The organism is Variovorax sp. GW821-FHT09D07 (genome assembly GCF_059416345.1).
Map to the genome: position 1 here is coordinate 924,273 of NZ_JBWKOY010000002.1, position 19,136 is coordinate 943,408.

At 67.2% G+C, this 19,136-nt stretch carries 18 protein-coding genes and 1 pseudogene; 4 read left to right on the forward strand and 15 right to left on the reverse strand.

Annotation, left to right across the window (positions count from 1 at the left end):
• Positions 1-151 precede the first annotated feature (151 nt).
• The 15 genes and pseudogenes from dnaJ to AC07OX_RS10625 all read right to left on the reverse strand — a co-directional run bounded on the left by dnaJ (position 152) and on the right by AC07OX_RS10625 (position 15,569).
• A complete protein-coding gene (gene dnaJ / locus AC07OX_RS10555; protein WP_062470698.1) occupies positions 152-1,288 on the reverse strand; it encodes a molecular chaperone DnaJ in 1,137 nt (378 codons plus the stop codon).
• A gap of 103 nt (positions 1,289-1,391) precedes the next feature.
• Entirely contained in the window at positions 1,392-3,332 is a 1,941-nt protein-coding gene (dnaK, locus tag AC07OX_RS10560; RefSeq protein ID WP_495262786.1) for a molecular chaperone DnaK, read from the reverse strand.
• 114 nt (positions 3,333-3,446) lie between these two features.
• On the reverse strand, positions 3,447-4,019 hold the full coding sequence (grpE, locus tag AC07OX_RS10565; protein ID WP_082817966.1) for a nucleotide exchange factor GrpE: 573 nt from the start codon (positions 4,017-4,019) through the stop codon (positions 3,447-3,449).
• Positions 4,020-4,243: 224 nt separating this feature from the next.
• Positions 4,244-4,594, reverse strand: coding sequence for an FKBP-type peptidyl-prolyl cis-trans isomerase (locus AC07OX_RS10570; protein WP_019655816.1), 351 nt, complete (start codon positions 4,592-4,594; stop codon positions 4,244-4,246).
• Positions 4,595-4,807: 213 nt separating this feature from the next.
• A pseudogene (locus tag AC07OX_RS10575) lies at positions 4,808-5,110 on the reverse strand (winged helix-turn-helix transcriptional regulator); the annotation flags it as partial.
• A 189-nt stretch (positions 5,111-5,299) separates the two neighbouring features.
• Complete coding sequence (gene asd / locus AC07OX_RS10580; RefSeq protein ID WP_139706451.1) at positions 5,300-6,145, reverse strand: archaetidylserine decarboxylase; 846 nt, start codon at positions 6,143-6,145, stop codon at positions 5,300-5,302.
• A gap of 342 nt (positions 6,146-6,487) precedes the next feature.
• On the reverse strand, positions 6,488-7,480 hold the full coding sequence (locus AC07OX_RS10585) for a Bug family tripartite tricarboxylate transporter substrate binding protein (protein ID WP_495262787.1): 993 nt from the start codon (positions 7,478-7,480) through the stop codon (positions 6,488-6,490).
• Positions 7,481-7,506: 26 nt separating this feature from the next.
• Positions 7,507-8,487, reverse strand: a complete 981-nt coding sequence (locus AC07OX_RS10590) for a tripartite tricarboxylate transporter substrate binding protein (protein WP_307694262.1) — start codon at positions 8,485-8,487, stop codon at positions 7,507-7,509.
• Positions 8,488-8,540: 53 nt separating this feature from the next.
• Positions 8,541-9,302, reverse strand: a complete 762-nt coding sequence (locus AC07OX_RS10595; protein WP_495262788.1) for an SDR family NAD(P)-dependent oxidoreductase — start codon at positions 9,300-9,302, stop codon at positions 8,541-8,543.
• Positions 9,303-9,328: 26 nt separating this feature from the next.
• The gene (gene garD, locus AC07OX_RS10600; protein WP_495262789.1) at positions 9,329-10,900 is read right to left on the reverse strand and encodes a galactarate dehydratase; all 1,572 of its coding nucleotides are present in this window, start codon (positions 10,898-10,900) and stop codon (positions 9,329-9,331) included.
• A 22-nt stretch (positions 10,901-10,922) separates the two neighbouring features.
• The gene (locus AC07OX_RS10605) at positions 10,923-12,218 is read right to left on the reverse strand and encodes a TRAP transporter large permease (RefSeq protein WP_070059673.1); all 1,296 of its coding nucleotides are present in this window, start codon (positions 12,216-12,218) and stop codon (positions 10,923-10,925) included.
• An 8-nt stretch (positions 12,219-12,226) separates the two neighbouring features.
• Positions 12,227-12,715, reverse strand: coding sequence for a TRAP transporter small permease (locus tag AC07OX_RS10610; protein WP_062470671.1), 489 nt, complete (start codon positions 12,713-12,715; stop codon positions 12,227-12,229).
• A 96-nt stretch (positions 12,716-12,811) separates the two neighbouring features.
• A complete protein-coding gene (locus AC07OX_RS10615) occupies positions 12,812-13,789 on the reverse strand; it encodes a TRAP transporter substrate-binding protein (RefSeq protein WP_070059672.1) in 978 nt (325 codons plus the stop codon).
• Positions 13,790-13,839: 50 nt separating this feature from the next.
• Entirely contained in the window at positions 13,840-14,730 is an 891-nt protein-coding gene (locus tag AC07OX_RS10620; RefSeq protein WP_495262790.1) for an SMP-30/gluconolactonase/LRE family protein, read from the reverse strand.
• A gap of 14 nt (positions 14,731-14,744) precedes the next feature.
• A complete protein-coding gene (locus AC07OX_RS10625; RefSeq protein WP_495262791.1) occupies positions 14,745-15,569 on the reverse strand; it encodes an NAD-dependent epimerase/dehydratase family protein in 825 nt (274 codons plus the stop codon).
• 108 nt (positions 15,570-15,677) lie between these two features.
• On the opposite strand from AC07OX_RS10625, the gene AC07OX_RS10630 reads away from it, so the two are divergent.
• The 4 genes from AC07OX_RS10630 (at position 15,678) to AC07OX_RS10645 (ending at position 19,136) form a co-directional block, all read left to right on the forward strand.
• Complete coding sequence (locus AC07OX_RS10630) at positions 15,678-16,538, forward strand: FadR/GntR family transcriptional regulator (RefSeq protein ID WP_495262792.1); 861 nt, start codon at positions 15,678-15,680, stop codon at positions 16,536-16,538.
• A 123-nt stretch (positions 16,539-16,661) separates the two neighbouring features.
• On the forward strand, positions 16,662-17,651 hold the full coding sequence (locus tag AC07OX_RS10635; RefSeq protein ID WP_062470659.1) for a Bug family tripartite tricarboxylate transporter substrate binding protein: 990 nt from the start codon (positions 16,662-16,664) through the stop codon (positions 17,649-17,651).
• Positions 17,652-17,711: 60 nt separating this feature from the next.
• A complete protein-coding gene (gene kdgD / locus AC07OX_RS10640; RefSeq protein ID WP_062470656.1) occupies positions 17,712-18,623 on the forward strand; it encodes a 5-dehydro-4-deoxyglucarate dehydratase in 912 nt (303 codons plus the stop codon).
• Between the two features lie 54 nt (positions 18,624-18,677).
• The gene (locus tag AC07OX_RS10645; protein WP_495262793.1) at positions 18,678-19,136 is read left to right on the forward strand and encodes a nuclear transport factor 2 family protein; all 459 of its coding nucleotides are present in this window, start codon (positions 18,678-18,680) and stop codon (positions 19,134-19,136) included.

Below are 19,136 nucleotides of genomic sequence, written 5' to 3' on the forward strand. Positions count from 1 at the left end.
CGGTCGGCGGCGTTCCGCAACGGTGCGGGGAGCACCGTTCGCGTGCCTGGCGCGCCGCCACAGGGCGGCAGCGGCCGAAAGAGGGCACGCTTCGGGCCGACAGGGTGTCGGCCCGGCGCTGACGAAGGCCGTCAGCGCGTCAGCATCATCGTCAGCTGAAGAATTCCTTGGCCTTGTCGAACCAGCCCTTGTCGGTCGGGCTGTGCTTCTCGCCACCCTTCTTGAGCGATTCGTCGAGTTCCTTGAGCAGCTTGCGCTGGTGCTCGGTGAGCTTCACGGGCGTTTCCACGCGCACGTGGCAGTACAGGTCGCCCGGGTAGCTCGAACGCACGCCCTTGATGCCCTTGCCACGCAGGCGGAACTGCTTGCCGCTCTGGGTGCCGTCGGGAATGTCGATGGCGGCCGCGCCCTTGAGCGTCGGCACGTTGATCTCGCCGCCCAGCGCCGCGGTGGTGACGCTCACGGGCACCACGCAGTGCAGGTCGTCGCCGTCGCGCTCGAACAGGTCGTGCTTCTTGAGGCGGATCTCGATGTACAGGTCGCCGGGCGGCCCGCCGTTGGTGCCGGGCTCGCCGTTGCCGGTGCTGCGGATGCGCATGCCGTCGTCGATGCCGGCCGGAATCTTCACTTCCAGCGTCTTGTTGTTCTTGATCTTGCCCTGGCCGTGGCACACGGTGCAGGGCTCGGGAACGATCTTGCCGCTGCCGTGGCAGGTCGGGCAGGTCTGCTGCACGCTGAAGAAGCCCTGGCGCATCTGCACGGCGCCCGCGCCGTGGCAGGTGGTGCAGGTGATGGGCTTGGTGCCGGGCTTGGCGCCGGAGCCGTGGCAGGTGCCGCAGTCGTCCCAGCTCGGGATGCGGATCTGTGCGTCCTTGCCGTCGGCGGCTTCCTCGAGCGTGACTTCCATCGCGTAGCTCAGGTCGCTGCCGCGGAACACCTGGCGCCCGCCACTGGTGCGGCCGCGGCCGCCGCCGAACACGTCGCCGAAGATGTCGCCGAAGGCCTCCGCGAAACCGCCGAAGCCTTCCGCGCCGGGGCCGCCGCGCATGTTGGGGTCGACGCCGGCATGGCCGTACTGGTCGTAGGCCGCGCGCTTCTGGCCGTCCGACAGCATTTCGTACGCTTCCTTCACCTCCTTGAACTTGGCCTCGGCGTCCTTGCTGGTGTCGCCGTGGTTGCGGTCGGGGTGGTGCTTCATCGCAAGCTTGCGATAAGCCTTCTTGATTTCTTCCTCGCTCGCGTTCTTGGGAACGCCGAGGGTTTCGTAGTAGTCGCGTTTGGTGGCCATGGCAGCAGATTCGGTCGGGCGGCGGGAACTCGTCGGGGAACTGGAAGCGAGAAAGGCTGGAGCACCTGTTCAGGTGTTCCAGCCTTGTTAGAAGGGCAGGGGATCAGCCCTTCTTCACTTCCTTGACTTCGGCGTCGACCACGTTGTCGTCAGCCTGGGCATGCGCCGCAGCTTCCGCGCCTGCCGGGCCGCTGGCGGCCGAGGCGCTGGCCGCGGCGGCCTGCGATTCGGCATACATCTTTTCGCCGAGCTTCTGGCTCGCGGTCATCAGCGTGTTGGTCTTTTCCTCGATCACGGCCTTGTCTTCACCCTTGAGGGCTTCTTCGACGTCCTTGATCGCGGCTTCGATCGCGTCCTTCTCGGCGGCTTCGAGGCTGGCGCCATGCTCGCCGAGCGACTTCTTCACGCTGTGCACCATGGCTTCGCCCTGGTTGCGCGCCTGCACGATCTCGAGCTTCTTCTTGTCTTCGTCGGCGTTGAGCTCGGCGTCCTTGACCATCTTCTGGATCTCGTCTTCGCTCAAGCCCGAGTTCGCCTTGATGGTGATCTTGTTTTCCTTGCCGGTGCCCTTGTCCTTGGCACCCACGTGCAGGATGCCGTTGGCGTCGATGTCGAAGCTCACCTCGATCTGCGGCGTGCCGCGCGATGCCGGCGGAATGCCTTCCAGGTTGAACTCGCCCAGCAGCTTGTTGCCCGAGGCGATCTCGCGCTCGCCCTGGAACACCTTGATGGTCACGGCCGGCTGGTTGTCCTCGGCGGTCGAGAAGGTCTGTGCGAACTTCGTCGGGATCGTGGTGTTCTTCGTGATCATCTTGGTCATCACGCCACCCATGGTCTCGATGCCCAGCGACAGCGGGGTCACGTCCAGCAGCAGCACGTCCTTGCGGTCGCCCGAGAGCACCTGGCCCTGGATGGCGGCGCCGACAGCCACGGCTTCGTCGGGGTTCACGTCCTTGCGCGGTTCCTTGCCGAAGAAGGCCTTCACCTTTTCCTGCACCTTGGGCATGCGGGTCATGCCGCCGACCAGGATCACGTCGTTGATGTCGCTCACGCTGATGCCGGCGTCCTTGATGGCCAGGCGGCAGGGCGCGATGGTGCGCTCGACCAGCTCGTCGACCAGGCTTTCCAGCTTGGCGCGGGTGAGCTTGATGTTCAGGTGCTTCGGACCGGTGGCATCGGCCGTGATGTACGGCAGGTTGATGTCGGTCTGCGCGCTGTTCGACAGCTCGATCTTGGCCTTTTCAGCGGCTTCCTTCAGGCGCTGCAGGGCCAGCACGTCCTTGCTCAGGTCGACGCCCTGTTCCTTTTTGAACTCGCCGATGATGTAGTCGATGATGCGCTGGTCGAAGTCTTCGCCGCCCAGGAAGGTGTCGCCGTTGGTCGACAGCACTTCGAACTGCTTCTCGCCGTCGACGTCCGCGATCTCGATGATCGACACGTCGAAGGTACCGCCGCCCAGGTCATACACGGCGATCTTGCGGTCGGCCTTGTCCTGCTTGTCCAGGCCGAAGGCCAGGGCTGCAGCGGTGGGTTCGTTGATGATGCGCTTGACGTCCAGGCCCGCGATGCGGCCGGCGTCTTTCGTGGCCTGGCGCTGTGCGTCGTTGAAGTAGGCCGGCACCGTGATCACGGCTTCGGTCACGGCTTCGCCGAGGTAGTCTTCGGCGGTCTTCTTCATCTTGCGCAGGATGTCGGCGCTGACCTGCTGCGGGGCCATCTTCTTGCCGCGCACTTCCACCCATGCGTCGCCGTTGTCGGCCTTGGCGATGGTGTAGGGCATCAGGTCGATGTCCTTCTGGACTTCCTTTTCCTCGAACTTGCGGCCGATCAGGCGCTTGATCGCGTACAGCGTGTTCTTGGGGTTGGTGACGGCCTGGCGCTTGGCTGAGGCGCCGACCAAGACTTCACCGTCTTCCTGGTACGCGACGATCGACGGCGTGGTGCGCGCACCTTCCGAGTTCTCGATCACACGCGTGGTGTTGCCTTCCATGATCGACACGCACGAGTTGGTGGTGCCGAGGTCGATGCCGATGATCTTTGCCATGTTCTTACTCCTGAAATTCGGAAAAATATGTTGTTATGAACTTGTGGATAACCCGGTGCGATTCAAGGGACGACGCGGGGATTTCCTGTGGGAATCTTGTGGGGCAGTGCCGATTTACTTCGGGGCGGCCACGGTGACCAGCGCCGGGCGCAGCACGCGCTCGTTGATCGTGTAGCCCTTTTGCAGCAGGCCGACCACGGTGTTGGCGTCCTGGTCGGCGGGCACCATCGAGATGGCCTGGTGCAGGTGCGGGTCGAACTTGTCGCCGGCAGCGGGGGCCACTTCGATCACCTTGTTGCGTTCGAGCGCGCTCTTGAGCTGGCGCAGCGTGGCTTCGGCGCCTTCGCGGATCTGCTCGGGCGTGGCGTCCTTGACGGCCAGGCCGGCTTCGAGGCTGTCGGTCACCGGCAGCAGGCTCTCGGCAAAGGCTTCGACCGCGAACTTGCGGGCCTTGGTGATCTCGTCGTCGGCGCGGCGGCGGGCGTTCTGCACGTCGGCCTGGGCGCGCAGGTACTGGTCGGCCAGCTCGGCATTCTTGGTCTGAAGGGCAGCCAGTTCGCCTTGCGCCACGGCCAGGGCGTCGAGCGCCTCGGCTTCGTTGGCGGCTTGCGCGGCCTCCAGTTCTTCGGGACTGGGCTCGCCTTGCAGCATTTGAGAATTCTGTGCGGATTGTTGCGGGTCAGACATTTTTCAAAGAACCGGCGTGCGCCGGAAAACAAACACAGCCAGCCACTTGGGGCTGCTCTAGGGCTTTTCAAGCGTAAAAATGCGGCCAAAGCGGCCGCAAGAGGGGTGCGAAGTGGCTTTCGCGAGAGACACCGCGGAACCGGCTTCGCCGGGCCGCAGGTGTCGCCCCCGGTAGGGGGTTGGCGAAGCGGACACGAAGTGCCGCGCAGCCTGGGGGCGAGCCCTTAATGCGCGTCGAGGAGCTCGACGTCGAACTTCAGGGTGGCGTTCGGGGGGATCACGCCGCCGGCGCCGCGGGCACCGTAGCCCAGCGAGGCGGGGATGATCAGCGTGCGCTTGCCACCGATCTTCATGCCGGCGACGCCTTCGTCCCAGCCCTTGATGACCTGGCCGGCGCCCAGCGAGAACGCGAAGGGGTCGTTGCGGTCGCGGCTGGAGTCGAACTTGGCGCCTTGCACGCCGTCGTTGTAGAGCCAGCCCGTGTAGTGCACGTGCACGTGGTGGCCGGCCTTGGCTTCGGCGCCGGTGCCGACTTCGGTGTCTTCGTATTGCAGGCCGGAGGGGGTGGTGGGCATGGGAAACGCTCCTTGCGTCGATGAAATGGGAGAGGAATCGGAGGCGCGGAGTTTACCGAGGCCCGCGAGGACCCCGCTTCAGCCCTGGCTGTCGGAGCCGGGCGGCGTGGCTGCGGGAGGTGCTGCGTCGGGGGCGGAAGGCACCGGCGCCGCAGGCGCCACGGGCGCGGAGGCATCGGCCGATGCGGGCTGGGCGGCGGCCGGCCCCGCGGCCTTCTTGCTCTGCCCGAGCTGCCATTTGGCGGCGAAGGCCTGCAGGTCGGACAGGCGCTTGAGCAGGTCCTGCCCGCTGAGCGTGAGGCAGTAGCCGTCGCTGCCGTGGCTCACGACGCCGGCTTCGCGCAGCTCCTTGATGCGGGTGTTGAGGGTGTTGGGAGTGATGCCGCCGACGCTGTCCTGCAGCAGCCGGAAGGTCTGGGCATGGCCGTCGCGCAGGGCCCACAGCACACGCAGCGCATAGCGGGCTTCGAGCAGGGCGAGCAACTGGCTGATGGCTGCGTTTTCCTTGGTACTCATCGACATCATCTCCTCGAAGCTGGGCGGACCGTCGGCCGGGGGCAGGCCGGGGCGGCGCACTCTTGTTTGTGATTGGTCGTCATGGACCGTCTGGCTGGCCGACGACTATAGCGCGAAGGATCAGGATGCTACTGGTTTTATAGCTGTACAGGCATGCAGCATGCGGGTTTCGAGACAAAGCTTCACAAATCAGACGTAGTTGGCCATGGCTTCGCCCAGGCGGATCGCGCGGGTGGGCGACCAGTCCGGGTTGAAGGCCAGCGCGGGCGCCGGAAACAGCATGACGACGGTCGAGCCCAGCAAGAACCGGCCCATCTCGTCGCCCTTCTTGATGTCGATCTGCTGGTCGTTGTAGTGCCACTCGCGCAGCTCGCCCACGCGCGGCGGGTTGACCACGCCGTGCCACACGGTGGCCATGCTGCCGACGATGGTGGCGCCCACGAGCACGAGCACGAAGGGGCCGTTGGCCGATTCGAAGACGCACACCACGCGCTCGTTGCGCGCGAACAGGCCGGGCACGCCGCGCGCGGTGGTCGGGTTGACCGAGAAGAGGTCGCCGGGCACATGGATCATGCGCACCAGCCGCCCGTCGCAGGGCATGTGGATGCGGTGGTAGTCCTTGGGGCTCAGGTACAGCGTGGCGAAGCTGCCGTGCGCGAACTTGGCGGCCAGCGCCGCGTCGCCGCCGACCAGCGCGGTGGTCGTGTAGTTGTGGCCCTTGGCCTGGAAGATCTGGTCGCCCTCGATGGCACCGAACTGGCTGATGGCGCCGTCCACGGGGCAGACGAGGTCGGCCTGTGCGAGGGGGCGCATGCCGGGCTTGAGGGCGCGCGTGAAGAACTGGTTGAAGCTCTTGTAGTGATGGATGTCGGACTCGAGCGCCTCGCCCATGTCGACGTTGTACTTGGCAACGAAGCGGCGAATGATCCAGGTGGTGACCGCGCCTCGTTCCTTGCCTGCGACCCAGCCGGCGAAATTGGTCAGGGCCTGCTTGGGGAACAGGTATTGGGGCAGAACTGCGGAGCGATCGGACACGTTGTGGAAGGCCTGGAATGCGGAATCGGACGGGCATTCTATAAAGCGCTTCTCCTTGGGGACGTAGGAAGCTTCCCTTGGTTCCTTGCTTGTCCTTTGCCTGTGTGAGTGCGCGCCCGGCGGGCGGCGCGGCGCGGGCGGCCCCACTGTGCCGGCCGCTTCGCGGCTGCCCTGCGGTGCTCGCGTTTCGCGGGGTCTCGCAGAACTCGCTTCGCTCAAACAGCTGCGAGCCCTGATCCGCGAAACGCTGCGCGCCTCGGCGGCACAGAGGGGCCGCCCGCACCGCACCGCCCACCGGGCGCTTGTCGGGGTGTAGATGCAGTCGGATTCGGGGGGGGCGGGTCAGTCGGCCTTGATGCCTGCGGCCTTGATCACCTGCGCCCACTTCTCCACTTCCGTCTTCTGGAAGGCGGCGATCTGCGCGGTCGTGAGGTCGGCGGGCTCCATGCCGAAGCCCTTGAGCTTGTCCTGCATCTCGGGCGTTGCGAGGATCTTGCGGATCTCGGTGTGCAGGCGGTCGACGACAGGGGCCGGTGTGCCCGCGGGCACGAAGATCGCCTGCCATGACACCACCTCGAAGTCCTTGAGCCCCTCGATGCCCGATTCGGCGACCGTCGGCACGTCGGGCATCGAGGCCAGGCGCTTGGCCGAGGTGACGGCGATGGCGCGCAGCTTGCCGCTCTGGATGTGCGGGCCGGCCACCACGGTGGTGTCGAACATCATGTCGACCTGCCCACCGATCACGTCCTGGATCGCCGGGCCGCTGCCCTTGTACGGGATGTGCGTGAACTTCACGCCCGACTTGTAGCCCAGCAGTTCCAGCGCCAGGTGCTGCGAGGTGCCGGTGCCCGCCGAGGCCGACGAGAGGCCGCCGGCCTTGGCCTTGCTCGCGGCGATCACGTCCTTCAGCGTCTTGTAGGGGCTGGCCTGGTTCACCACCAGCACCACGGGGTTGGTGCCGATCAGCGTCACGGGCGCGAACGACTTCTGCGGGTCGTAGCCCAGCTTGGGGTACAGGCTCACGTTGATGGCGTGCGAGCTGATCGTGCCGCCCACCAGCGTGAAGCCGTCGGGCGCGGCGCGCGCGCCGATCTCCGAACCCACGCTGCCGCCGGCGCCGCCCTTGTTGTCGATGATCACGCTCGTGCCCAACACGGTGCCGAGCTTCTGGCCGATGAGCCGGCCCAGCACGTCGGTGGTGCCGCCCGCGGGAAAGGGCACGAGGTAGGTGATGGCCTTGCCCGTGGGCCAGGTGTTGCCGCCCTGCGCGAAGGCGGGCAGGGCTGCCGCCAGCGAGGCGGCGAGGGCGGACTGGATCAGTGTGCGACGTTGCATGGCCGTGTCTCCTTGTCGTGTCGCGTTCACGGCTTGATGTTCAGCTTGGTGATCAGCGCCTTGAAGTAGGCGTTGTCCTTGGCCAGCGTTTCCTTGAACACCGCGCCGTCGGTGTAGACGTAGCCCAGGTTCTGCTTGTCCATCACCTCGTGCATGAGTGGCTCGGCGGCGGTCTTGGCGGTGATCTCGCGCAGCTTGGCCATCACTTCGGGTGGCGTGTTCTTCGGCGCGCCGAGGCCGCGCCACGTGCCGATCGACAGGTCGATGCCGCGCTCCTTGGCGGTCGGGATTTTCTCGAAGCCCTTCACGCGCTTGTCGGCCATCACCATCAGCACCTTGAGCTTGCCGCCCTGCACGTGCGTCGTGACTTCGGCGGGGCTCACGGCCACGGCCTCGATGTGGCCGCCCAGCAGCGCCAGCACGGCGGGCGCGGCGCCCTGGAACGGGATGTGGCCGAACTTGGTGCCGGTCTTGTCTTCGAGCGCGGCGGCGGCCAGGTGCCAGATCGAGCCGTTGCCCGAGTTGCCCACGCGGATGCCCTCGGGCGACTTCTTCGCGGCGGCGAGGAATTCTTCGATCGTGTTCCACGGCGCATCGGCCTTCACGGTGATTGCAGCCGGGTCGGCGTTGAGCTGCGCAATGGGCTGGAAGTCGTCGTAGTTGAACTTGGCCAGGCCCAGGTGCGGCAGCGTGAGCAGCTCCACGGTGAGCACGGCGAGCTTGTAGCCGTCGGGCTTGGCGTTGATCACCTCGGTCCAGCCGATGGCGCCACCCGCGCCGGGGCGGTTGACGATCACGATGCTCTGCGAGATGTGCTTGCGGCTCGCTTCCGAAAACGCGCGCGCCAGCCCGTCGGTGCCGCCGCCGGGCTGGTAGGGCACGAGCAGCTCGATGGTGCGGTTCGGGAAGTCGTTGGCTTGCGCCGCGGCGGGCGCGGCCAGGCCGAGCGAGAGGGCGGCGGTGGCCGAAAGGGCGGCAAGGCCGCGGACGAACTGGCTTCTTTGCATGGTGTCTCTGTCTCCGTTGTTGATCTGTTGTGCCGAGAAGGCGGGGGAGTGCGTCAGGGCATGTACTGCCCGCCGTTCACTTCGAGCACCTGCCCGGTCACGTAGCCCGAGAGCTGCTCGGAGGCGAGGTAGAGGAACGCGCCTACGCATTCGTCGGCCGTGCCCAGGCGCCCCATCGGGATGCCGGTCCTGAAGGTCTCGAGCATCGCGGGCGTCGAGAAGCGGTCCTGGAACGGCGTCTGGATCACGCCCGGCGCGACCGCGTTCACGCGGATGCGGTCGCCCACGAGTTCTCTGGCCAGGCCGTGTGTCGCGGTGCTCACGAAGCCCTTGGCGCCCGCATACAGGTAGGCGCCGGGCCCGCCGCCGGTGCGCGCGGCCACCGAGGTCACGTTGATGATGGCGCCGCTGCCTTGCTTGCGCATCTGCGGCACCGTCTCGCGGCAGAAGGCCAGCACCGAGCGCGCGTTGATGTGCATCACCTCGTCGAACAGCGCATCGTCGAACTCGGCGATGGGCATACGCTTGACCAGGCTGCCGGCGTTGTTCACCAGCACGTCGATGCGGCCGAACTGCGCCGTGGTTTCCTGCACGCAGGCGCGGATCGCGGCCGTGTCGCGCACGTCGGCCTGCAGCGCGAAGGCCGTGCCGCCGGCGGCGCGGATGGTGCCGACCACGCGGGTCGCCGCCTCGGCCGAGCTGTTGTAGTGCACGGCCACGCGCATGCCGCGCGCGGCGAACGCGATGGCCACCGCGGCGCCGATGCCGGTGCTGGCGCCGGTGACGAGGGCGGTCTTGTCCTTGAGGTCTTCCATGGCTGTGCTCCGTGAGGGTGAGTCGATCAGGTGACCGGTGCCGGGTTGAACAGCACCAGCGCGTTGTGCAGCTTCCAGTGCTCGGCCCAGGTCTTCTTGCGGCCGCTGGCCACCTCGAGCATCAGGCGGAACATCTCCCAGCCGATGTCCTCGATGCTGGCCTCGCCGTCGGCGATGCGGCCCGCGTTCACGTCCATCAGGTCGTGCCAGCGGCGCGCCAGGTCGCTGCGCGTGGCGACCTTGATCACCGGCACCTCGGCCAGGCCGTAGGGCGTGCCGCGGCCGGTGGTGAACACGTGCAGGTTCATGCCGGCCGCCAGCTGCAGCGTGCCGCAGATGAAATCGCTGGCCGGCGTGGCGGCGTAGATCAGGCCCTTCTGCTTCGCCTTCTCGCCGGGCGCGAGCACGCCGGTGATCGGCGCCGAGCCCGACTTGACGATCGAGCCCATCGCTTTCTCGACGATGTTCGACAGCCCGCCCTTCTTGTTGCCCGGCGTGGTGTTGGCGCTGCGGTCGACGCGGCCCTGGTGCAGGTAGGCGTCGTACCAGGCCATCTCGCGGATCATGGCGTCGGCCACCTCGGGCGTGGACGCGCGCGAGGTGAGCTGGTCGATGCCGTCGCGCACCTCGGTGACTTCCGAGAACATCACGGTGGCGCCCGCGCGCACCAGCAGGTCGGTGCAAAAGCCCACGGCCGGGTTGGCGGTGACGCCCGAGAAGGCGTCGCTGCCGCCGCACTGCACGCCCACGACCAGTTCGCTCGCGGGCACGGTCTCGCGCCGGCGTTTGTTGAGGCGCGCGAGGTGCGTGTCGGCCTGGCGCATCACCGAATCGATCATCGACATGAAGCCGACGTGCGCGTCGTCCTGCAGGCAGACCACGTCGAGGTCGTCGGCGGGCGCGCCGCGCTGGTCGGCGATGGGAATGGTGCCGGGCGGCAGCAGCCGCTCGGGCTGCAGCTTCTCGCAGCCCAGGCTCACGACCATCACCTCGCCGCCGAAGTTCGGGTTGAGGCTGATGTTGCGCAGGGTGCGAATCGGCACGACGGCGTCGGGCGCGTCGATGGCGACACCGCAGCCGTAGCTGTGTTCGAGCGCCACCACGTCGTCCACATGAGGGTACTTCGGCAGCAGCTCGGCCTTGATGCGCGCCACGGCGAACTCGGTCACGCCGGCCACGCACTGCACGGTCTGCGTGATCGCGAGGATGTTGCGCGTGCCCACCGAGCCGTCGGCGTTGCGGTAGCCCTCGAAGGTGTAGCCGTCGAGCGGTGGCAGGGCAGGGGGCTTGACCGTGGCGATGGGCAGGCCGTCGAGTTCGGGTGCGACCGGCATGCGCATCACGCGCTCGTGCACCCAGCTGCCGCGCGGCAGCGCCTTGAGCGTGTAGCCGATCACCACGTTGTAGCGGCGGATGGCGTCGCCCTCGGCCAGGTCGACGAGCGCCACCTTGTGGCCCTGGGGCACGGTGTCGACCAGCACCAGGCCGTTGTCGAAGGCCGTGCCGGCCTTGAGGCCACCGTCGTTCGCGACGATGGCCACGTTGTCGGCCGCGTGGATGCGGATGTACAGCGGTGGTCGGGTGTTCGCATCGGCCATCGGGAGGCCCTTTCTCTTTTCTTTACTTCACCACCATGAACAGGCTGGGCAGCCAGGTGGAAAACGCCGGCACGAAGGTGACCACCCCGAGCGCGAAGATCAGTGCGCCGTAGAAGGGCCAGATCGTGCGCATCACCGTGCCCACCGACACCCCGCCGATGGCACAGCCGACGAACTGCGTGGTGCCCACCGGCGGCGTGTTCAGGCCGAGCGCGCAGTTGATGAGCATCACCACGCCGAACTGCACCGAGGTCATGCCGTACTGCTGTGCAATGGGCAGGAAGATCGGCGTGCACAGCAGGATGGTCGCGGCCATGTCCAGGAAGGTGCCCAGCACGAACAGGATGATGTTGATGAGCAGGAAGATCATCCACGGCGTGGTCGTCACCTGCGACAGCATCTGGCCCGTGAGCTCGGCCACGCCGTACAGGCTGATGAGGTAGCCGAAGGTGCTCGAGATGCCGATGAGCAGCAGGATCACGCCCGTGGTGCGCACGGCCTTCGAGGCGGCCTTGATGAAGTGCTCCCACTTCAGCGTGCGGTACACGAAGATCGTGAGCGCCAGCGCATAGAGCACTGCCACCGCCGCCGATTCGGTCGCCGTGAAGATGCCCGACAAAATGCCGCCGAGGATCAGCACCACGATGAACAGGCCTGGCAACGCTGCCGCGAACGAACGCGCCACGATGGCCCAGCCCGGGAAGCTGCCGGCCGGGTAGCCGCGCTTCACGGCCACGAGGTAGGCGGCCGCGAGGTTGCTCAGCGTGAGCACGGCCGCCGGCAGCAGCGCAGCCAAAATCAGCGCCGCGATCGACACCTTGCCGCCCGCTGCGAGCGAGTAAATGATGAGGTTGTGGCTGGTGGGCATCAGCGCGCCGACCAGTGCCGCGTGGGTCGTCACGTTGACCGCGTAGTCGGCGTGGTAGCCCTCCTTCTTCATCATTGGGATCATCACGGCGCCCATGGCCGAGACGTCCGCCACGGGCGAGCCCGAGACGCCGCCGAACAAGGTGCAGGCCACCACGTTCGACATGCCCAGGCCGCCGCGCACGTGGCCCACGAGGTTGCGCGCGAAGTTGACGATGCGGTCCGCGATGCCGCCGTAGAGCATGAGCTCGCCGGCGAAGATGAAGAAGGGAATGGCCAGGAACGAGAAGATGCCCATGCCCGAGGTCATCTGCTGGAAGCCCACCGCGAGCGGCAGGCCTTCGTACAGCAGCGTGGCCAGGGCCGACAGCCCGATCGAGAACGCCACCGGCACGCCGAGCAGCAGGAACAGCGTGAACGAGAGGCAGAGAATGAGAAGAGGGGTCGTCATGATGAGGTTCAGCCCCAGGCGGGTTCGACTTCGCGGCCTTGAGCGAGCGCGATGATGTGTTCGATCGAGAACATCACGATGAGGACGCCCGACACGGCGGCGGGCACGTACTTCCAGCCTTCGGAAATCCACAGCGTGGGCAGGCGGTAGTCCCACACCGATTCGGCAAGCGAGGCGCAGTTCCAGGCCATGGCCAGGCCGAACAGCAGGATCAGCGCGTGGATGAGGTATTCCATCTTCAGGCGCAGCCAGTCGGGCGCGAGCACGAGGAACGATTCGAGTCCGATGTGGCCCGCGTCGCGCACGCCCACGGCCACGCCCAGCATGGTCACGTAGAGCACCAGCAGCAGCGCGAGGCTCTCGGCCCAGGTGGGGGTGTTGTTGAGCACGTAGCGGCCGAACACCTGCCAGCTCACGGCGCAGATCACCGCGACGAGACCGAGGATGCCCAACCACATGCAGGCACGGGCGAGCGTGCGGCAAAGTTTGGTGTACATATTTCCAGCGCGAAAAATGGAGAGGCTCCGCCCCTTCGTGGCCCCCGGCAGGGGCGCAGGGTCACGAAGTGCGCGAAGCCTGGGGGCGAGCCCTGTTTACTTCGTGTCCTGGACGCGCTTCACGAGGTCCTTGAGCTTCGCGTCCGTGATGAACTTGTCGTACACCGGCTTCATCGCGGCCTGGAACGGGGCCTTGTCGACGTCGATGATCTCGGCGCCGCCAGCCTTCACCGTGGCCAGCGACTTCACTTCACGCTCCTGCCACTGCTTGCGCATGTAGGGCACCGATTCCTTGGCGGCCTGGCGCAGCCAGCCCTGCTCCTCGGCGGAGAGCTTGTCCCACGCGCGCTTGGAGAACAGCAGCATCTCGGGCGCCATCGAGTGCTCGGTCTTGCTGTAGTACTTGGCGACCTCGAAGGCGCGCGCGCTTTCGTAGGTGGGGTAGTTGTTTTCGGCGGCGTCGATGAGGCCGGTCTTCAGGCCCGTGTAGACCTCGCCCATCGGCATCGGCGTGGCGTTGGCGCCCATGGCCTCGAGCATCGACACCCACAGGTCGGACTGCTGCACGCGCACCTTCAGGCCCTTCATGTCGGCGAAGTTGCGCACCGGCTTCTTGGCCGTGAACATCGAGCGCGCGCCGCTGTCGTAGTAGGCCAGGCCCACGAAGCCCTGCTTCTCGCACGACTTCAGGATTTCTTCGCCGACCGGGCCGTCGAGCACTTTGTGCAGGTGTTCCACCGAACGGAACAGGAAGGGCATGGTCGGCACCTGCGTCTCGGGGCAGATGTTGTTCATGGGCGCGATGTTTACGCGCACCATCTGCAGCGCGCCGATCTTGGTCTGCTCGATCGTGTCCTTCTCGTTGCCGAGCGCGCTGTTGTTGAAGACCTTGATGCTGTGCTTGCCCCCGGACAGCGCCTTGAGCCGTTCGCTCATGAACTTCACGGCGGTCACGGTGGGGTAGTCGTCGGGGTGGATGTCGGCCGAGCGGAACTCGGTGGCGCCTGCGGCCAGCGTGGTCAACGCGGCCGCCGCGCCGGCAGCAAGTGCGATGAGTGTCTTGTAGAGCTTCATTTGTCTCGTCCTCTTGGTGGTTGTCGTGAATGAAAGGAAAAAGAAAGGGGTCAGCCGCCGAAGGCCGGCTCGGGCACGCCCGCCACGCCGGGGCGCAGCGCGAACACGCCGCCGGCCAGCGGCTGGTCCGACAGGTCGATGCCGCCGGGGCGGATCGAGGTGACGAACAGCGTGTCGAGGTTCGCGCCGCCGAAGGCGCACATGGCGGGCTTCTTCACCGGCACGGCGAGCGAGCGGTCGAGCCGGCCGTCGGGCGTGAAGCGGTGCACCAGGCCGGCGTCGTTGCCGCAGATCCAGTAGCAGCCGTCGACGTCCATCGCCGCGCCGTCGGGGCGGCCGGGCAGGGGATTCATGTCGACGAACAGGCGCCGGTTGCTCGGCGTGCCGGTGTCGGTGTCGTAGTCGAAGGCCCAGACGGCCTGCACGCTCGGGTGCGAGTCCGACAGGTACATCGTGCGGCCGTCGGGGCTGAAGGCCAGGCCGTTGGGCACGATCAGGTCGTCCAGCTTCAGGGCTGCGCTCTCGTCGCCGGCGCCGTAGCTGTACAGGCGGCCGACGCGTGCGCCGGCGGCCATGTCGAGCAGCATCGTGCCGGCCCAGAAGCGGCCTTGCCGGTCGCAGCGGCCGTCGTTGAAGCGCATGCCCGGCGCGGCGTGCGCCACCGGGGCGAGCGGCGTGGCCGCGAGCGTGCCGTCGGTGCGCTCGCGCAGTGCGAACAGGCCGCTTTCCATGCCGGCGATCCATTCGCCGGGCCGGTCGGCGCGCGGTGCGATGCAGGCGATCATTTCGTCGGCGTGCCACTGCGCATGGCCTTCGCTGGCGTGCCAGCGGTTGAGTGTGCGCGCGGGAATGTCGACCCAGTACAGCGCCTGCTGCGCGGCCAGCCACACCGGGCTTTCGCCCGTGCCGTTGCGCGCGTCGAGAACGAGTTCGGCTTGCATGGTGTGCAGCGCGGTCAGTCGCCGAACGGGCCTTGCGCGGTGAAGGCGCCGCCCTGGTAGATGGCGTTCGGGTCGGTGGGCGCCACCGGCGGCTGCGCCTCGACCTTGTCGCGGAACACCTCGGAGCTGTCCTGTGGCACGAAGCCCAGGTGCGCGGCGGCGGCGTTGTCCCACCACAGGTCGCGGTTGGCCGACATGCCGTAGACCACCGTGTGCTTCACGTCGGGCGTGAAGAGCGACTTCTCGATCAGCGTCGTGAGGTCGCGGTAGCTGAGCCAGGTGCTCATCATGCGGCGGTTGAGCGGCTCGGGGAACGACGAGCCGATGCGGATGCTCACCGTCTCGATGCCCCAGCGGTCGAAGTAGAACTGCGCCATGTCCTCGCCGAAGGACTTCGAGAGGCCGTAGTAGCCGTCGGGCCGGCGCGCGGCGTGCGCGTCGATGTGCTCGTCCTGCTTGTAGAAGCCGATGACGTGGTTCGAGCTGGCGAACACCACGCGCTTCACGCCGTGGCGGCGCGCGGCTTCGTACAGGTTGAACACGCCCTTGATGTTGGCTTCGAGCACTTCTTCAAACGGGCGCTCGACCGACACGCCGCCGAAATGGGCGATGGCGTCGCAGCCGGCGACCAGCGCATCGACCGCGGCCTTGTCGGACAGGTCGCAGGGCACGACTTCTTCATGCGCGCCCGTGGCCGGCGCGATGTCGGCGATGTCGGAGAGGCGGATCACGTTCGCAAAAGGCGCGAGCCGTTCGCGCAGCACGCGGCCCAGGCCGCCGGCGGCGCCGGTCAGCAGCAGGCGGCCAAGCTGGGGGGAGGGGGCTTCAGGCGTCGACATGTCTTCGGATGTGTGAGGGGAAGCGGAGGAGGTGGACAACGTCGTCACCTTTTTTAGGTGATAAGTTATCTGTTGTCGTACAACTATGAGGGGATTATGATCGTCGTCATGGCCTCAACGACTGCGGGTAATCCCGAAGTTCAGACAACGACCGCTGACAACCCGGCGGGCAACGCCGCTTTCGTGGGGCGGCCGCGCCAGCGCGCGCGCGGCCTGGCGAACGGGCTGGTGGAAGACCTGGGCGAGAAGATCCGCAGCCAGTCGCTGCGCCCCGGCGACAAGCTGCCGACCGAGTCGGCCATCATGCAGGCCTACGGCGTGAGCCGCACCGTGGTGCGCGAGGCGCTGTCCAAGCTGCAGGCGGGCGGGCTGGTCGAGACGCTGCACGGCGTGGGCACCTTCGTGCTGCAGCCGCGCCCGGGTGGCATGGGCGGCGTGTTCCGCCTCGATCCCGGCGAGATCGCGACCTCGGTCGACGTGCTCGCCGTGCTCGAGCTGCGCATCAGCCTGGAGACCGAATCCGCCGGGCTGGCCGCGAGCCGGCGCACCGACGAGCAGCTGGTCGCGATGCGCCAGGCGCTCGACGCGTTCGAGCAGAACGTCAAGGTGGGCGGCGATACCGTGGCGCCCGATTTCGCCTTCCACCTGGAGATTGCGCAGTCGACCGGCAACCCCTACTTCGCCGACATCATGCGGCACCTGGGCACGACGATCATCCCGCGCACGCGCATCAGCGCGATCCGCGTGCAGGACGGCAGCTACCTGAGCCGCGTGAACCGCGAGCACGAGGAAATCTACGCGGCCATCGCGCGCCGCGACCCGGAGTCGGCACGCGCCGCGATGCGCATCCACCTGACCAACAGCCGCGAGCGGCTGCGCATGGCGCAGGAAGCCGCGCAACAACAGAAAGCCAGGGCGGAGGCGGCCGGCCACGGCGCCGCCTCGTCCGACAACACCCCTTCGCGCTGAGTTCTCCCCGGGTTTTCGGGGCTCAAGTCTGGACAAGCTGATTTTCTAGTTGTACGATGACTGATAACATGCAGCGCCATCGCGGCCCCGCATGCCTGCATCGAACTTCAGGAGACAGCCCCCATGACCGTCAACCGACGCGGCGCGCTCGGCGCCGCCCTCGCCACCACACTGGCCGCCAGCCTGCCCTTGCACGCGTTTGCGCAAGGGGCGGGCGGCACCTGGCCTTCCAAGCCCATTCGTCTCATCGTGCCGTACCCGCCGGGCGGCTCGTCGGACATCATTGCGCGCGCCATCGGCCAGCCGCTGTCCGAAGCGCTGGGCCAGCCCGTGGTCATCGAGAACCGTGCGGGCGCCAACGGCAACCTCGGCGCCGACATGCTGGCCAAGGCGCCGGCCGACGGCCACACGCTCATGCTGTGCGACCTCGGCGCGCTGGCCATCAGCCCGTCGCTGTACCCCAAGCTGCCGTTCGATCCGTCGAAGGACCTGCGCAGCGTGGCCATGCTGGCCTACTCGCCGCACCTGCTGGTGGTGCACCCGTCGGTGCAGGCCAACACGCTGAAGGAACTGGTCGAGCTGTCGAAGAAGAGCGACCTCAACTTCGCCGTCACCGCCAGCGGCAGCACCGCGCACCTGGCCGGCGTCGAGCTGCAGCGCAAGAGCGGCGCCAAGTGGGAGTACGTGCCCTACAAGGGCGGCGTGCAGGCCGTGCTCGACACCGTCGCCGGCCAGACGCAGGTGCTCATGAACGGCATGCTGGCCACCTACCCGCATGTGCAAAGCGGCAAGCTCAAGCTCATCGCCGTGTCGAAATCGACGCGCATGCCGCTGATCGGCAGCGTGCCGACCATCGCGGAGCAGGGCGTCCCCGGCTACGAGTCGGGCACATGGCAGGGCGTGGTCGCGGCGCGCGGCACCCCTGACGCGGTGATCGCCCGGCTCAACAAGGAACTGGTCCGCATCATCCGCACGCCCGACATCCGGGCGCGCCTTGCGGGGCAGGGCGCCGAGGTCGTGACCATGACCGCGCCCGAGCAGGACCAGTTCTTCGCCAAGGAGCGCGCGCGCTGGGCGCAAGTGATCCAGCAGGCCAATCTCAAGCTCGACTGAGCGGCCCCTTCTTCTTCTCTCTTCTTTTCCTCATTTCTCTTTTTCACTGGACGACTTCCGATGAACCCGCAAGAACTCAAGACCATCATGGGCTCCGGCCTGCTCTCGTTCCCGCTGACCGACTTCGACAGCAACGGCGACTTCAACAAGAAGGGCTACATCGAGCGCCTCGAATGGCTGGCGCCCTACGGCGCGAGCGCGCTGTTCGCCGCGGGCGGCACGGGCGAGTTCTTCTCGCTGACCGGTGACGAGTACCCCGGCATCATCCAGACGGCGGTCGACACCTGCCGCGGCGTGGTGCCGATCATTGCCGGTGCCGGTGGCCCGACGCGCTTCGCCATCCAATGCGCACAAGCCGCAGAGAAGGCCGGCGCGCACGGCATCCTGCTGCTGCCGCACTACCTCACCGAAGCCGGCCAGGAAGGCCTGGCCGCGCACGTCGAGGCCGTGTGCAAGAGCGTGAAGTTCGGCGTGATCGTCTACAACCGCGCCTCGAGCCGCCTCAAGCCCGACACGCTGGCCCGCCTGGCCGAGCGCAACCCGAACCTCGTCGGCTTCAAGGACGGCGTGGGCGACATCGAAGCGATGGTCGCGATCTTCCAGAAGATGGGCGATCGCTTTGCCTACCTGGGCGGCCTGCCGACGGCCGAGGTGTATGCCGCCGCCTACAAGGCGATGGGCACGCCCGTGTACTCGTCGGCGGTCTTCAACTTCATTCCGAAGACGGCGATGGACTTCTATCACGCGGTCGCCAACGACGACATGGCCACGCAGCACCGCCTGCTGAAGAACTTCTTCATGCCTTACCTGGAGCTGCGCAACCGCGTGCCCGGCTACGCCGTGAGCATCGTGAAGGCGGGCGCCAAGCTCGTCGGCCACGACGCCGGCCCCGTGCGCGCGCCGCTGACCGACCTGAAGCCCGACGAGATGGACGCACTGAAGGCGCTCATCGACACGCTCGGCCCGCAGTAAGCCAGCGCTGATCGCAGTAGTCGCCAGCACCACAGAACAACAGGAGACAACGACATGCTCATCAGGAAATTTTTGCTCGCCGCCGCAGCGACCGCCGTGTTCGCGGGCTGCGCCGCCAGCGGAGGCAGCAACAGCGGCGCATCGGCCGAACCGGCAGTGGCCGCGGCCGCCGAGCGGCTGCGCGTCGCCATGGTCGACCCGACGCCGGCCGCGCTGCGCGCGCTGGTGGCCGACGACCTGAGCTACGGCCATTCGGGCGGCAAGGTCGACACGCAGGCCAGCTTCATCGCCGACCTGCTCGACCGCAAGTCGGACTTCGTGACCATCGCGATCACCGACCAGACCATCAAGGTGGTCGACGGAAACACCGCCATCGTGCGCCACACGCTCACGGCCGACACCAACGACTCGGGCAAGCCCGGCAAGGTCGCGCTGAAGATCCTTGGCGTCTGGCAGAAGCAGGGCGGCGAGTGGAAGCTGCTCGCGCGCCAGGCTGTGCGCCTTCCTTCCTGA

Coding starts and splice junctions, on each gene's coding strand:
- AC07OX_RS10625 (WP_495262791.1), bottom strand. CDS start 15,569: ATGTCGACGCCTGAAGCCCCCTCCCCCCAGCTTGGCCGCCTGCTGCTG.
- AC07OX_RS10615 (WP_070059672.1), bottom strand. CDS start 13,789: ATGAAGCTCTACAAGACACTCATCGCACTTGCTGCCGGCGCGGCGGCC.
- grpE (WP_082817966.1), bottom strand. CDS start 4,019: ATGTCTGACCCGCAACAATCCGCACAGAATTCTCAAATGCTGCAAGGC.
- AC07OX_RS10585 (WP_495262787.1), bottom strand. CDS start 7,480: ATGCAACGTCGCACACTGATCCAGTCCGCCCTCGCCGCCTCGCTGGCG.
- AC07OX_RS10570 (WP_019655816.1), bottom strand. CDS start 4,594: ATGCCCACCACCCCCTCCGGCCTGCAATACGAAGACACCGAAGTCGGC.
- dnaJ (WP_062470698.1), bottom strand. CDS start 1,288: ATGGCCACCAAACGCGACTACTACGAAACCCTCGGCGTTCCCAAGAAC.
- kdgD (WP_062470656.1), top strand. CDS start 17,712: ATGAACCCGCAAGAACTCAAGACCATCATGGGCTCCGGCCTGCTCTCG.
- AC07OX_RS10635 (WP_062470659.1), top strand. CDS start 16,662: ATGACCGTCAACCGACGCGGCGCGCTCGGCGCCGCCCTCGCCACCACA.
- AC07OX_RS10590 (WP_307694262.1), bottom strand. CDS start 8,487: ATGCAAAGAAGCCAGTTCGTCCGCGGCCTTGCCGCCCTTTCGGCCACC.
- dnaK (WP_495262786.1), bottom strand. CDS start 3,332: ATGGCAAAGATCATCGGCATCGACCTCGGCACCACCAACTCGTGCGTG.
- AC07OX_RS10620 (WP_495262790.1), bottom strand. CDS start 14,730: ATGCAAGCCGAACTCGTTCTCGACGCGCGCAACGGCACGGGCGAAAGC.
- AC07OX_RS10595 (WP_495262788.1), bottom strand. CDS start 9,302: ATGGAAGACCTCAAGGACAAGACCGCCCTCGTCACCGGCGCCAGCACC.
- AC07OX_RS10630 (WP_495262792.1), top strand. CDS start 15,678: ATGGCCTCAACGACTGCGGGTAATCCCGAAGTTCAGACAACGACCGCT.
- AC07OX_RS10610 (WP_062470671.1), bottom strand. CDS start 12,715: ATGTACACCAAACTTTGCCGCACGCTCGCCCGTGCCTGCATGTGGTTG.
- garD (WP_495262789.1), bottom strand. CDS start 10,900: ATGGCCGATGCGAACACCCGACCACCGCTGTACATCCGCATCCACGCG.
- AC07OX_RS10645 (WP_495262793.1), top strand. CDS start 18,678: ATGCTCATCAGGAAATTTTTGCTCGCCGCCGCAGCGACCGCCGTGTTC.
- AC07OX_RS10605 (WP_070059673.1), bottom strand. CDS start 12,218: ATGACGACCCCTCTTCTCATTCTCTGCCTCTCGTTCACGCTGTTCCTG.